Genomic DNA, 14,149 nt, shown 5'->3' with positions numbered 1-14,149 from the left:
TTTTTTTGCAATGCCAAATCAACGATATTTTGCTGGGCAGGCCACCGACCCTTTGTTAATGTCAAATAGCGTTTATCCGTTTCAGAATTTTTCATCTGCTCCTGTAAATTGAGCAGGGCTTCACGGCTTTTTGCAATCACCAGACAGCCAGAGGTATCGCGATCTAATCGATGAACCAGCTCAATAAAACGATTTTCTGGTCGAATAATACGCATTGCCTCGATAACGCCCAATTGAATCTGGCTACCGGCATGTACAGCTAACCCCGAGGGTTTATTAATCACCAGTAAAGCATCGTCTTCCATTAAGATAGAATGTTCAAGTGCATCGGTAAGGGATGCTGATAAATCAGTGATAATGACTTTTTCGCTCACTCGAAGTGGTGGAATACGCACTTGATCGCCAGCTTGCAGTCGGTAAGTCTGCTTGATGCGACCTTTATTAACGCGAACCTCTCCTTTGCGCAAAGCTCGATAAATCCGGCTTTTGGGAACACCTTTTTCCAATGTAATCAAAAAATTATCGATGCGTTGACCTGCCTGATCGGCACGGATATCGATAAATTGAACAGCTGGTGATGCTTGTGGAGAATTGGTCATAGAATAATGTTAGGTTATTTCTTGCTGATGTGGTTGCAGACTGATATATTTCGCCGTTGGTCTGTACGTAAAATGAGGTCAGTATACCGACTTTCTAATGATCAGGCCTAAGCAAACGTCGCGCCCCCTAGGAATGGGGTTGATGCGGCTAAGGATACGAAACGAATTTGAATACGCTGAACAGGGGTTCAGTGATGCAGGGCTCCATAAAAAGGAGCTTGTTTTGAGAATAATGGTTCCCACGTCTGGCTACAGCAAAACAAATAGCAAAAAATGTACGAGACAGGGCGACGAAGTAAATAATCAAACGTACGTGACTAAAGAGAGTCACAAAACGTTAATGTAGCGTTGCAGAACCCTATTGCAGCCACAATGTAATGACATTGTATAAACGACCAGCAATCTGTTGATTCGATGCTGGCAGAGCCCGACTTGATTATATTGCTGATTAAACGCCGTTCTGGATGCTCTGGGCAGGCTGATGCCGCCCGGCTTACTGACTGTACCGATGTGTGAACCTCTAACTGAGGTTTATGAATGAAACGAATTTTAATAAACGCAACGCACGAAGAAGAGTTGCGTGTTGCGATGGTCGATGGCCAACGCTTGTTCGATCTTGATATCGACACCCCTTCCAGAGAACAGAAAAAAGGCAATATTTATAAAGGTAAAATCACTCGTGTAGAACCGAGTCTTGAAGCAGTTTTTGTTGAATACGGTTCTGAACGTCAAGGCTTTCTGCCACTCAAAGAAATCAGCAAAACCTATTTTAGACAAACCAAAGATGACGGCGAAAACAATGGCCGTATTAATGTGCAAGATGTACTTTCTGTTGGTCAGGAATTGGTCATTCAGATTGAAAAAGAAGAGCGTGGCAATAAAGGCGCAGCACTCACCACCTTCATCAGCTTGGCTGGCCGTTATCTGGTATTGATGCCAAACAGTCCGCGTGCCGGCGGGATTTCACGTCGCATTGAAGGTGATGATCGCGCTGAATTGCAAGAAGCTCTGCGTGAACTGGAAATCCCTGAGGGGATGGGCATGATTGTCCGGACGGCCGGTGTGGGCAAGCAAACTGAAGAGCTGCAGTGGGATCTGGAATATCTGGTTCAGCTATGGACAGCCATTGATCTAGCGACCAAAGATCGTAGTGCACCATTTCTGGTGTATCAGGAAAGCAATATCATCATTCGTGCCTTACGTGATTATTTGCGTAAAGACATTGGTGAAATTCTGGTCGACTCGCCAGAAGTTTATCAAACAGGCTATGATTTCATGCGCATGGTCATGCCGCATGAGCTGAGCAAGTTCAAGTTATATCAGGATAAAGTCCCGTTATTTACTCGTTACCAACTGGAAAGCCAGATTGAGAGTGCTTTCCGTCATGAGGTACGTCTGCCTTCTGGTGGCGCGCTGGTCATTGACCCAACGGAAGCGTTGATTTCAATTGATGTCAACTCGGCGCGCGCTAACAAGGGCGGCGATATCGAGGAAACAGCGCTCAACACCAACCTTGAAGCGGCAGAAGAAATTGCTCGTCAACTACGTTTGCGTGATTTGGGGGGGCTGGTGGTTATCGACTTTATCGATATGGGGCCAACCCGTAATCAGCGTGAAGTGGAAAACCGCCTGCGTGATCATCTGAAATCAGATCGGGCACGCGTACAGATTGGTCGCATTTCGCGTTTTGGTTTATTAGAAATGTCACGCCAGCGTTTACGTCCAGCTTTGGGCGATGCGCATCAGGAAGTTTGTCCGCGTTGTGCCGGTTTAGGCCATGTGCGCGGCGTAGAGTCTTTAGGCTTGGCGGTATTACGTTTAGTAGAAGAAGAAGCGACTAAAGACAATGTCAGCCAGTTGGTAATTCAATTACCGGTCTCGGTTGCAACCTTTATGCTGAATGAAAAACGCGCTCAGATTGATGCTATTGAGAAGCGTCATAGCGTGCGTTTGGTGTTGATTCCTAATCCACATCTGGAAACTCCACATTACGATATCGAACGTATTAAAGACGGCAACGAGAAGCAAACCAGCAGCCATCAATTAATTACCACACCAGAAATCGAAGCAACTGTCGTATTGAAAGAAAAAACTGTTATGGAGCAACCTGCTGTGACAGGTATTGCGCCTATTGCACCGGCACCTATTATCAAACCAGCAGCAGCGGCTGAACGTAAGCCGAGCCTGCTGAAACGTTTGTTGGGTGTGTTAACAGGAGCTCCTGCAGAAACACCTGCTGATGCATCAAAATCACGTTCAGCAGAAAAAGAGACGGATGTGGAAAGAGAAGCGCGTCATCAAAATCGTCGGAACCGGGGACGTAACAATAGTAATCGACGTAACAACAATCGTCCCCGTCGTCCGGAAGCCGCTAATAATGGTGATGAAACATCGAAAAAAGCTGAAGTGGCGCCAGCCAAATCTGAAATGCCTGAAAACAAACCGGCAACCGATACATCAGGTGATGATAAAACCCGCAATCCCAATGCTAAACGTTCACGTCGAGGTGGACGTCGTCGTCGTGGACGGGGTGAAGGAGATGCCCTGACAACGGGAGCTGCTACCACCACCGATACCACGGAAAAAGTAGAGCGCGTCGAGAAGGGCAACGTGATTCCAACGCCACCTCCTGAGGTCAACGGTAATGCTATTCCAGCACCTGAGCCAGAAGTAAATGGTAATGCGATTCCTGTCTCCACTGAACCCGAAGTTGATGGAAATAAAATTTCGACCAAACCGGCGCCACGTCGCTCTCGCACCAGTACTGGGGCAACGCCTAATAACCGTCGCCGTCGGGCACCTGCAAAAGACAAAGAAAATCGTGAAACAAATGAGGTAGAAAAAATTCCTGCTTCGGCTGATAATGAGACTCCAAAGGTTGAGAAACCAAAACCAGTTGAAAAACCAAAGCCAACTGAAGAGAGTCCTAAAGCTGATGCCAAGGAATCATAAATTTAGCTGTGACGACTTGCTGAACCTTCTGGGTCAGCAAGTCGTATATCACCATCAACGTTGTGAAATTATTGAACTGCTAGATGGTTGTGAGCTCGTGTTACAAGAGCTTAATCAGGACAGCAACATTCAACCCACACAATATGGAGAGGGGCACCGCCCGGTACCCGTCACCCATGTTTTACCGGTATTTGATGGCGAAGGTGAATTACATGCCGAGCTCATCGCCGCGGGTCTTGATCAATTATTGCGCGAACAAGGCCTCTACGGCCAGTAAATCCTCTTCGGTATCAACACCATGCCCGGGGTCAACCTGAGCCTCTGTTAAATGTATCCTGTTTCCATGATAAAGCGCACGAAGTTGCTCGAGTGATTCAAACTGCTCTGGTGGCGCGGGCGGTAATTCATGATAACGATGTAAAAAATCCGCCCGATAGGCATACATGCCGACATGCTTTAAGTGCGGCATCATGACATTCTCAGGCACAGATTTATGATTGAAATGATCACGTAACCAGGGGATTGGCGCGCGGCTGAAGTACATTGCATAACCTTTGGCATCAACAATTACTTTCACTATATTTGGATCAAAGACCTGTTCAGCCTCTTTTAGTGGACTGTACAGTGTCGTGATAGCCGCTTCCCGATGATGGGCAAGGTCAGCTGCCACCTGATTAATCAACACCGCTGGCAGGCAGGGCTCATCGCCCTGGACATTGACCACTAAATCGTCTCCATGAAATGCTCTTAGCTGAGCGACTTCAGCCAAGCGATCAGTGCCGGAAATATGATCATCGCGAGTCAGGCAGACATCGGCACCAAAACTTTTTGCCGCTTCAGCGATACGCTGGTCATCAGTGGCAATAATCACCTCACTGGCATCACTGGCCAGTGCACGTTCATAAACGTGCTGAATCATCGGTTTACCAGCGATTTGACGTAAAGGTTTTCCTGGTAGCCTGCTTGAGGCAAACCGGGCAGGAATAATAATTTTAAATTGCATCAGTAAGTTTCTTCAGCTGCCAGTACACGTGCTTCATCAATCAACATCACCGGGATTTCATCACGAATGGGATAGGCGACGCGGCAGGCTTTACAGACTAATTCCTGAGATTGTTTCTGATATAAAACGCTGCTCTTACAAACGGGGCAGGCTAGTATTTCCAACAAGGTTTTATCCATTTAAAGCTCTCTTAGTTTTTTATCGATGGCCGGTCCAAGTGCAGGACTCAGTTCTGCCTGTGCTGGCACATACCACATGTTCTGTGTGGCAAAGGCCTGACATTTTACCGCATCTTTTTCAGTCATCAGTATGGGGTAGGATTTCGCAAACTTAAAATCCGTTTCAGTATAAGCATGATGATCATCAAATGCATGAGGGATGATGGTTAATCCGGATTGCTGCAACTGTTCAAAAAAGCGCTGTGGATGACCAATACCAGCAACGGCATATACCGGTGTTTCAGCAAATTCAGAGAGTGTTTTAACCATACGGTGATTTTGTAGCTGAATTGCCCGCTCAATACGCAATTGCATGGTCAGCCGCTCAGGGTCCGGCTCGCCATGAAAAACAGTAAAATCCACAGTTTTAAGACGCGAAAGCGGTTCTCGCAGTGGTCCGGCTGGCAGACATAATTGATTGCCCAGTCCACGTTTGGCATCGATGATGACAATTTCCAGATCACGCTTTAATCGATAATGCTGCAGACCATCATCGGTGATAATCACATTACAGGCATTTTCTGCCAATAACTGCCTGCCTGCCGCGACGCGATCTGGCGCCACCACAACAGGAAAACCTGTGCGTTGATGTAGTAATAAGGGCTCATCGCCCACCTCGCAAGCCAAACTTTCCGGACCAACTTTACAGGGATAATGTTGAGCTTTGCCACCATAACCACGACTGATAATGCCTGGACGCCAGCCCTGACTTTGCAGGTATTGGCTCAGCCAGATGACAAAGGGGGTCTTACCGCTGCCACCCACGCTGATATTACCGACAACAATAACGGGCACCATTAGCTTGTATTGCCGCAAAAGACCATAACGGTAAGCTTGGCGTCTGATCCACGTGATGCAACGGTACAACCAACTGATCGGTCGTAACAGCTGACTGATCAAAGATGGCCGATACCAGCTATTTGTCAGCCAATCTGTTTTCATTAATGTTGCTGAAACTGCAGGCGATGAAGTTCTGCATAATGCTGGCCTTTGTCCAGTAACTGCTGATGTGTACCGGTTTCTACAATATGGCCGTCATGCATAACCACAATGAGATCGGCTTTTTCGATTGTGGAAAGCCGGTGAGCGATCACCAGTGTGGTGCGACTTTGCATCAGATTTTCTAATGCTGACTGTATATGCCGTTCTGCTTCCGAATCCAACGATGCAGTTGCTTCATCGAGAATCAGAATAGGGGTATCACGCAACAAAGCTCGAGCAATGGCCAAACGCTGACGTTGGCCGCCAGAGAGCAGAATACCGTTTTGGCCCACTTGAGTTTGCAAGCCCTGTGGCAGTTTTTGAATAAACTCCCAGGCATGTGCTGCTTTTGCCGCTGCAATAATACGCTCTTCTTCTACCCCGCCTTGATGACCATAGGCGATATTATTGGCGATGGTATCGTTAAACAGGATAACCTGCTGATTGACCAGTGAAATCTGTTTTCGCAGATCCAGAAGTCTAAGCTGGCTGATATCTGTTTCATCAATGAAAATCTGTCCCGAAGTAGGCGAGTAGAAACGCGGCAACAGACTCACCAAGGTGGTTTTACCACTTCCTGATTGTCCGACAAAAGCGATGGTCTGGCCGGCTTTTATTTCAAAGCTGATATCTTCCAATACTTTGCGTGAATTTTCATCGTACTGAAATCCGACTTGTTGGTAGCGAATATCGCCTCTGGCCCGGTCCAAATGCTGTGTTCCGGTATCGGCCTCAGGTTTTTGATCCAGCATGGTAAAGACACTATCCGCTGCGGCAATACCGGCTTGAAGTTTGGAGTTGAGTTTAGTCAGACGTTTCAGCGGTGTGAGGATCATAAACATCGCCGTAATAAATGAAATAAAGGTACCGACAGTTATCTGTTCCAACATCTGCGGTAGGGTGGCCAGATAAATCACTACCGCCAGCCCCAGCACGGCGATTAATTCGATAATCGGCTGACTAGTGGCTTCGGTGGCGATCTTTTTCATGCGCTGGCGACGGTTAAGCTGATTGACCTTATCAAAACGTTTGGCTTCATAGTGCTGACTGCCAAAGGTTTTCACTTCGCGGTGGCCTTCAATCACTTCACTTGATGTATGGCTGACATCGCCCATAGAATCCTGAATGGTTTTACTGATGCGTCTGAAACGGGCGCTGATTTTGTAAACCAATAGGCCGATAAACGGTACAGTCAATAAAATAATTAACGATAACAGGCCGTTCAGATAAACCATCCAGGCAAGCAATCCAACAATCGTCAACGTGTCACGAACTAAAACCAGAATTGCATCAGTCGCGGCATCGGCCACCTGCTCCACGTCGTACAACAGTTTAGACATCAGTTGTCCCGAAGTGCTTTTATCGTAAAAGCTCGCGGGTAATGTCAATAAACGGTCAAACATTTCGGTGCGCAACGTCATAATAACGTTCCGTGCGATCCAGCCTAAACCATATGTGGTGAGAAAGTTGGCGACACCGCGAACCAGAAAGATTCCAATTAATGCAACGGGGATCCATTTAATAATAAACGGGTCTTTTTCAACAAAGCTGCCGTCCATTAATGGTTTCATGATCGCGGCCATAGCCGTTTCACTGCCGGCATAAACCAGCATCGACAAAATGACTGCAGCGAATACCAACCAATAGGGTTTTACATAAGAAAGCAGGCGCTTATAAAGTTGTACAGCGCTCATCTCATTGGCAATTTGTTTCATGGGGTCTCGACAGATTTTTGGCGGGTAGCCAACGTCAAACGGGTAAAACCAAGTAATTGAGCGGCGTCCATTGCCGTGACAATCTGTTGATATTCGGCGTTAGCATCAGCGCTGATAATGATATGTGGATCAGCATTCTCGCCTGCAGTGGTTTTGAGTAAATCTCGTAATGCATCACGTGTCGCAACCGCGATCGGCGTGTCATTGACCAGTACCTCACCATTCGCACGAATAATGATATCAATCGGTGCCTCCTGCTCTGCCAAAGCCTGGCCAGTGGCCTCGGGTAAATCCACTTTGAGTGAGCTTTCCCGGATAAAACTGGTTGATACCATAAAAAACAGTAATAACAGGAATACCACGTCAATCATGGGGGTGAGATTGACATCAGGCTCTTCAGAATGTTGTCGCATCAATTTCATCAGTTGCGAGCCTCGTCAGGATCGAACTCCCGTTCACCATGTAACATTTCAATTAACTGCATGGCCTGTTCTTCCATGCTGACGACAAGTTGATTAATTTTGCCACGGAAATAACGGTAAAAAATGACACTGGGAATCGCAACAACCAAGCCGGCAGCAGTGGTAATTAATGCTTCGGAGATACCTCCTGCCAGCGTTTCTGGATTACCAACGCCTTCCAGGGTAATTACGGCAAATACTTTTATCATGCCGATCACGGTGCCTAACAAACCAATCAGGGGCGAAATAGCGGCAATAGTACCTAAGGTATTCAGGTTGCGTTCCAGTAATTGGGTTACATGCCGACCCGTATCTTCAATACTTTCCTTGGTGATTTCACGGGAGCTATTGCGATTCATCAGACCTGCGGCGAGGATTTGCCCCAGTGGCGAGTTTTTTTGCAGCGAGTTAATTCGATATTGATCAATCTGCTTGAATTGCAGCCATTGCCAGATTTGGGTTATTAATTCTGGTGGTGCGATACGCCGTTGTTGGAGGCTCCAAAAACGTTCTGCAATAATCGCAATGGCAATTATTGAACAGCCAAGTAGCGGTAACATCAGCCAGCCACCTGCTTTAAATAGTTCCAGCATGCTCCATCCGTCCCAGTTAATGAAATGTTGCCATGATACGTGAAAACGCATTTATTCAGTAGGGTTACGCGACCATAATCTGCGTTGCTGTTCACGCCATCCTTTAGGCGTTAAATCATGTTGTTGATCAAGTTTGATTGACAGTGCACCCAGCTCACCGGTTTGAAAGGTTTGACTCCCCATTTCATCGTAGCGGGCCACTACTTCTGCAGCTGGAAAGTTAAACCGGTTTTTATAGCCACTGGCAAATAAAACCATGTCGGGGGAAACCTGTTTGATGAAGCTTCTGGACGATGAAGTACGACTGCCATGATGCGGTGCGACAAGAATATCCGCAGCAAGAGCCTCCGCGTAATTTTTTACCAGATGAATTTCTGCCTCGCGTTCGATATCTCCGGTTAATAAAATCGTACCGTACTGGCTGGTGATTTTGAGTACACAGGAAAGATCATTTCGACTTCCATTGTGATGCGGCTTGGGATGTAATATTTCAAAATGCACCTGATCCCATTGCCATGATTGACCTTGTCGACAGAACTGACTTTTATCCAATTTAGCGGGGTCGCTGCTAAGAATAGTGTTACTTGGATAATAAGCTAAAACCGCTTTGGCACCTCCAATATGATCATTATCAGCATGGCTGATTATCAAGCTATCCAACTCGGTCACGCCATGATAGCGGAGGAAAGGTACGACGACAGCTGAACCAGTATCAAACTCACCAAAGGCGGGGCCTGTGTCAAATACCAGCGTATGATGTTGGGTTTGTACCACCGCAGATAAACCTTGACCGACATCCAACAGGGTAAACCAGACTTCAGCAGCGTCGGGGCGATTCGGAGTATACAAAAACAAAGGCGCTATAAACATAACGCTCAACCAGCGTAATGGCCATCCCCGAGGGGCAAGCAATAAAACGATACCGATTAATGACAGCCCAGGCAGTTCTGGTGAAAAGAATGGTGTATGCCAAACCGATAACGGTAGTTGAGCCAGCCAATCCAGATACCACCAAAGTAAAGAAAGCAATTGTTCTGTGAGCTGCAAAACCCAGCTGGCTATCGCTAAATTTAAACTGAACAGTGCCATTGCCAACAGTAGTAGCGGCACAATCATAAAGCTCACCAACGGCACTGCCAATAAGTTGGCCAGCGGAGCGATAATGGAGGTTTCCTGAAAAAACAATATCAGCAATGGGGTTAAGCCAACTGCTATCCAGAGATGGATATGTATCCAAAGACACTTGGGTGCTGGTTGCCGATAATGAGCCACATACAATATGCAGAATACTGCAGCAAAAGATAGCCAAAAACCGGCGGATAAAGTCGCAAATGGATCGATGAAAAGTATCAGTATCAAACTCAGACTGACTATTTGTAAGGGGTCAATACGACGTTTGATAAAGATACTGAGCATGACCACCGTCACCATTACCAGCGCACGTTGTGTTGGAATGGATAAGCCGGCAAGCAAGGCATAGAAGAGCGCCAGTAATAACCCACCAATCGCTCCGGCTTGCCGGTCACTGAGAATTAATAACCGTTGACCACGAATGCGCCAGAGCATTTTGGCCACAAAAAAACCTAATGCCGCTGCCAGACCGATATGCAACCCGGAAATGGCTAATAGATGACTGGTACCGGTTTGCCGCAAGGTTTCCCACTGTTGTGGCAGCATTCGATCGCGATTACCAACGGCCAGCCCTTCTACCAAAGCTAAATGAGGACTGTTTTCCAAGGTTGTACTAATGTTGTCAATTAACCTTGCTCGCCAATATTGGATTGACAATGGCGAAGCGGTCTGCAGCTTTTGATTTTGCTCGGATTCACGAATATATCCTGTAGCGCCTATCCGCTGTTGAAACAACCAGGATTCATAATCAAAACCACCGGGATTCGCCATACCCCTTGGTGCTTTGAGGCGCACCAAAAATTGCCACTTTTCATTGGCTTGGGGGATGATTTCGGGAGGGTAATACCAGCTTAAACGAATTTTTGCAGGTAAATTTCTGTTTGGGTTTTCAGGTTTAAATTCAAAACGTACCCGTTGATCGTTATGATGAGGGAGTGATGAAATGAAACCAGTGACCAGAATATCTTGTCTTTCAATAGTGACATCAAGTTGATTGTCTAATCTGAACTGAGCTTGAACACTGGTCCAGATAACCGCCACAATAAACCACACAATGATCCATTGTGACCGATGCCAAGCAATAAAAATCAAGGGGAAAAGTGTGAGCAGCCAATATAACGAGGGTAGCTGCGGCAACCATGCCACCAATAAACAGCCCGACAAAAATGCAATGGCAGGTTTGACCATATATCCCTATAATGACCGCCGTTTGTCCTTAATACTGAGACATAATGCCTCGTAAGTTCCTGAAACGAATAATGCCAGATCACGTCACGATGCGCGAGCATAAGCATTTGCGTCGTTTTGGGGAAAAGATTATGGCCCCGGAGTTATGGCACCTTAACCGCAAGTCAGTTTCAGCAGCGATTGCGATAGGAGTCTTTATTGCCTTTATTCCGATGCCGGGACAAATGCTGCTGGCTGCCGCGTTGGCTATCTGGTGCCGAGTGAATCTACCTGTCGCGGTCATGAGCGTGTGGATAACCAATCCACTGACTATGGCACCCATTTATTTTTTTACATACAAAGTGGGCGCCATGATATTGGATGTCCCGCTGCGAACCCATGAATTTGCCTTTACTCTGGAATGGTTATGGGAAGAGTTGGGATTTATCTGGCAGCCATTACTGCTCGGGTCATTTATCTGTGGTGTCTTGGCGGCAATCGCGGGAGTTATTATTGTCCGGTTAATCTGGCGTCTAGTGGTTATCAACAGTTGGTTGAAACGATATCATCGCCAAAAATCCCGCCAGCAGAATGACAACAACAAGTCTTGATTCAACGTTGTAACATTCCGTCAATCAACGTGTATTGCTGATCCATTCTTGCGGCTAATTGTGTGTCATGAGTCACAATAACCAACGCCGTTCCCATCTCGGTATTTAACTTCATAATCAAGTCAAAAATACCCTCTGCAGTGTGATGATCGAGATTACCCGTGGGTTCATCGGCCAACAGACATGCGGGTTTCGTGATCAAAGCCCGAGCCAATGCCGCGCGCTGGCGTTCGCCGCCAGATAACTCACTGGGTTTGTGATGCACCCGGTGGCCAAGACCTACTTGTTCCAATAACTCAATGGCTTGCTGCTTCGCTTTTTTAGGATGCATGCCGCCTATTACTAACGGCATAGCGACGTTTTCCTCAGCGGTAAATTCTGGCAGCAAATGATGGAACTGATAAACAAAGCCAAGTGATTGATTGCGTAATTTACTCAAAGCGCTGACTGAAAGGTGACTGATGTCCTTTTCGAGAACTTCTATGGTTCCATCAGTCGGCTCATCCAATCCACCCAGCAGGTGTAATAAAGTACTTTTACCTGAACCAGAACTCCCTACAATCGCAATACGATCTCCGGCCAGAACATCCAAATTCACATTCTGTAAAACCGGTGTTTCCAGATTGCCGTCTTTATAACGCTTGACCAGATTCTGGCAGCGGATCACTGTGTTCTTAGTCATAGCGTAAAGCCTCGGCCGGTTTCACCTGGGATGCCCGCCAGGATGGATAGATAGTCGACAGAATTGAGAGGATAAAAGCGGTAATGCCAATTACTGTCACATCATTACAATGTAAATCTGATGGCAGGTCGCTAATGTAATACACCTCTGCTGGCAGGAATTGATAGCCCAGGATTGTTTCAATCCAGGCAATAATATTTGAGACATTCAGTGCCAGTAACACACCACCGATAATGCCTAGCAAAGTACCTATCAGACCGATTACGATTCCCTGAACCATAAAGATCCCCATGATGCCGCGAGGTGACATACCCAGAGTCCGTAAAATAGCGATATCGGAATATTTATCCGTCACCATCATGACCAGAGTCGACACAATATTGAATGCGGCCACCGCCACAATCAGCATCAAAATGACAAACATCACGGTTTTTTCGGTTTTCAATGCCCGGAAAAAATTGGCGTGTTGATAAGTCCAGTCTGCTGCGCGGTACTCCGTCGGCAAGCTTTGTAATAAATCGCGCGTTATGCGCGGGGCCTGATAAACATCATCCAATTGCAAACGTAAGCCGGTCACTTTTTCCGGGATACGGAATAAATTGGCAGCATCATCGATATTCATAATGGCCAATGCACTGTCATATTCGTACATGCCAATTTCAAAAACACCGGTGACCGTCAAACGTTTCAAGCGCGGAATGACTCCCGCAGGGGTGGGGGTTACGTGGGGTGTGATTACGGTAATTTTATCACCAGTACCGACTCCCATGGCGATCGCCAGATCCTTACCCAGAATAATGCCGTAACTTCCCGGTTGCAGCGAATCAAAACGGCCTTGAATGATTTTATCGCCAATGCTCGAAACTTTGGGTTCCAGTGCAGGATCGATGCCGCGAATTTGCGTGCCTCTAACCCGACTACCCTGATTCAGCATTGCCTGTCCCTCAACAAAAGGGGCAGTATTGATGACTCGGGGAAATCCTTCGATCAGGGTTTCGGCTTTTTGCCAGTCTGACAAAGTGCCATCCGAGCCGGTTACAAAGGCATGTGATGTCATGCCAAGGATACGTTCACGTAATTCCTTTTCAAAACCATTCATCACGGATAACACCGTAATCAATGCCGCGACGCCGAGCGCAACGCCCAGCATCGAGGTCATGGAAATGAATGAAATAAAATGGTTACGACGTTTGGCCCGGGTATAGCGGGCGCCAATATAGACACTCAGTGGTCTGAACATAAATCCGCTCTGGCAAAAAGCCCGCCTTAACGGCGGGCAAGGTGCATATTATTTAGGATGGACGGTTTGGGTACCGTTTTCGGTGCCAAGCAACAACACATCTGCAGGACGCATGGCAAACAGACCATTAGTCACTACGCCAACGATATCGTTCAGTGTTTTTTCCAGTTTAATTGGTTCCAAGATGTCTAGACCATGCACATCAAGAATAACGTTGTGGTTATCAGTGATAACACCTTCACGATAAACAGGCTGTCCGCCTAATTTGACAATCTCACGAGCCACATAGCTACGAGCCATCGGGATCACTTCAACTGGCAGCGGAAATTTACCCAGGACATCAACCAATTTGGTGGCATCGGCGATACAAACGAATTTATCGGCTACTGCCGCAATAATTTTTTCACGGGTTAATGCGCCACCGCCACCTTTCACCAATTGCAAATTATGATTGGATTCATCGGCACCATCGACATAAACCGCGACTTCTTTGACTTCGTTTAAATCAAATACATGGATGCCATAATCTTTAAGGCGCTGGGTAGAGGCATTGGAACTGGAAACCGCTCCTTCAATACGACCTTTGATGGTAGCTAACGCATCAATAAAGTGATTAACGGTCGATCCTGTGCCTACGCCTACAACACCGTCAGTAGTAATGTATTCCAAAGCAGACCAGGCGGCTTGTTTCTTCATTTCATCAGCAGTCATTGCGATTCCTTGTTAATTTGAATGGCTTTATTTTATCCGTCTAATTATAGAGATAAATGGTTGTCAATGGTAACGTAGTCATCTT

Annotated in this window: 14 protein-coding genes; 3 read left to right on the top strand and 11 right to left on the bottom strand. The window is 46.7% G+C overall.

Features of this window, described 5'->3' with window-relative positions:
- The coding region (locus tag LGT40_RS05245; protein ID WP_264177821.1) for a pseudouridine synthase at positions 1 to 599 on the bottom strand (599 nt) is incomplete at its 3' end.
- Positions 600 to 1,136: 537 nt separating this feature from the next.
- Between LGT40_RS05245 and LGT40_RS05240 the strand changes: the two genes are divergently transcribed.
- Together LGT40_RS05240 and LGT40_RS05235 are read left to right on the top strand one after the other, a co-directional pair.
- Complete coding sequence (locus tag LGT40_RS05240; protein WP_226075281.1) at positions 1,137 to 3,551, top strand: Rne/Rng family ribonuclease; 2,415 nt, start codon at positions 1,137 to 1,139, stop codon at positions 3,549 to 3,551.
- Positions 3,552 to 3,567: 16 nt separating this feature from the next.
- Entirely contained in the window at positions 3,568 to 3,828 is a 261-nt protein-coding gene (locus tag LGT40_RS05235; protein WP_226075283.1) for a hypothetical protein, read from the top strand.
- Here the strand turns inward: LGT40_RS05235 and kdsB are convergent.
- The 7 genes from kdsB to LGT40_RS05200 are packed head-to-tail and all read right to left on the bottom strand — an operon-like array spanning position 3,796 to position 10,841.
- Positions 3,796 to 4,554, bottom strand: coding sequence for a 3-deoxy-manno-octulosonate cytidylyltransferase (gene kdsB / locus LGT40_RS05230; RefSeq protein WP_226075285.1), 759 nt, complete (start codon positions 4,552 to 4,554; stop codon positions 3,796 to 3,798). The two genes, LGT40_RS05235 and kdsB, sit on opposite strands and share 33 nt — an antisense overlap.
- Positions 4,554 to 4,733, bottom strand: a complete 180-nt coding sequence (locus LGT40_RS05225; RefSeq protein WP_226075287.1) for a Trm112 family protein — start codon at positions 4,731 to 4,733, stop codon at positions 4,554 to 4,556. Before LGT40_RS05225 ends, kdsB begins: the two co-directional genes overlap by 1 nt.
- Positions 4,734 to 5,714 carry a tetraacyldisaccharide 4'-kinase gene (gene lpxK / locus LGT40_RS05220; protein ID WP_226075289.1) on the bottom strand — a complete coding sequence of 327 codons (981 nt, stop codon included), beginning with the start codon at positions 5,712 to 5,714 and terminating at the stop codon, positions 4,734 to 4,736. It abuts the gene before it with no gap.
- Positions 5,714 to 7,468 (bottom strand): lipid A export permease/ATP-binding protein MsbA, encoded by a 1,755-nt coding sequence (gene msbA, locus LGT40_RS05215; protein ID WP_226075291.1) that lies wholly within the window; start codon positions 7,466 to 7,468, stop codon positions 5,714 to 5,716. Before msbA ends, lpxK begins: the two co-directional genes overlap by 1 nt.
- Positions 7,465 to 7,890, bottom strand: coding sequence for an ExbD/TolR family protein (locus LGT40_RS05210; RefSeq protein ID WP_226075293.1), 426 nt, complete (start codon positions 7,888 to 7,890; stop codon positions 7,465 to 7,467). Before LGT40_RS05210 ends, msbA begins: the two co-directional genes overlap by 4 nt.
- A complete protein-coding gene (locus tag LGT40_RS05205) occupies positions 7,890 to 8,522 on the bottom strand; it encodes a MotA/TolQ/ExbB proton channel family protein (RefSeq protein ID WP_226075295.1) in 633 nt (210 codons plus the stop codon). The genes LGT40_RS05210 and LGT40_RS05205 overlap by 1 nt, the downstream gene beginning before the upstream one ends.
- A gap of 51 nt (positions 8,523 to 8,573) precedes the next feature.
- Positions 8,574 to 10,841, bottom strand: coding sequence for a DNA internalization-related competence protein ComEC/Rec2 (locus LGT40_RS05200; RefSeq protein WP_226075297.1), 2,268 nt, complete (start codon positions 10,839 to 10,841; stop codon positions 8,574 to 8,576).
- Positions 10,842 to 10,885: 44 nt separating this feature from the next.
- On the opposite strand from LGT40_RS05200, the gene LGT40_RS05195 reads away from it, so the two are divergent.
- Positions 10,886 to 11,431 carry a DUF2062 domain-containing protein gene (locus LGT40_RS05195; RefSeq protein ID WP_226075299.1) on the top strand — a complete coding sequence of 182 codons (546 nt, stop codon included), beginning with the start codon at positions 10,886 to 10,888 and terminating at the stop codon, positions 11,429 to 11,431.
- 1 nt (position 11,432) lies between these two features.
- On the opposite strand, the gene lolD is transcribed toward LGT40_RS05195, so the two are convergent.
- The 3 genes from lolD to rpiA are packed head-to-tail and all read right to left on the bottom strand — an operon-like array spanning position 11,433 to position 14,064.
- The gene (gene lolD, locus LGT40_RS05190) at positions 11,433 to 12,113 is read right to left on the bottom strand and encodes a lipoprotein-releasing ABC transporter ATP-binding protein LolD (RefSeq protein ID WP_226075301.1); all 681 of its coding nucleotides are present in this window, start codon (positions 12,111 to 12,113) and stop codon (positions 11,433 to 11,435) included.
- Positions 12,106 to 13,353 (bottom strand): lipoprotein-releasing ABC transporter permease subunit, encoded by a 1,248-nt coding sequence (locus LGT40_RS05185; protein WP_226075303.1) that lies wholly within the window; start codon positions 13,351 to 13,353, stop codon positions 12,106 to 12,108. The genes lolD and LGT40_RS05185 overlap by 8 nt, the downstream gene beginning before the upstream one ends.
- A 48-nt stretch (positions 13,354 to 13,401) precedes the next feature.
- Positions 13,402 to 14,064, bottom strand: coding sequence for a ribose-5-phosphate isomerase RpiA (gene rpiA, locus LGT40_RS05180; RefSeq protein WP_226075305.1), 663 nt, complete (start codon positions 14,062 to 14,064; stop codon positions 13,402 to 13,404).
- Between the last annotated feature and the right edge of the window lie 85 nt (positions 14,065 to 14,149).

This window comes from Methylophaga pinxianii (assembly GCF_020447225.1).
Lineage (GTDB): Bacteria > Pseudomonadota > Gammaproteobacteria > Nitrosococcales > Methylophagaceae > Methylophaga > Methylophaga pinxianii.
Note: the sequence above shows the minus strand (reverse complement) of the source record. Positions and strands in the feature narration are given on the sequence as shown.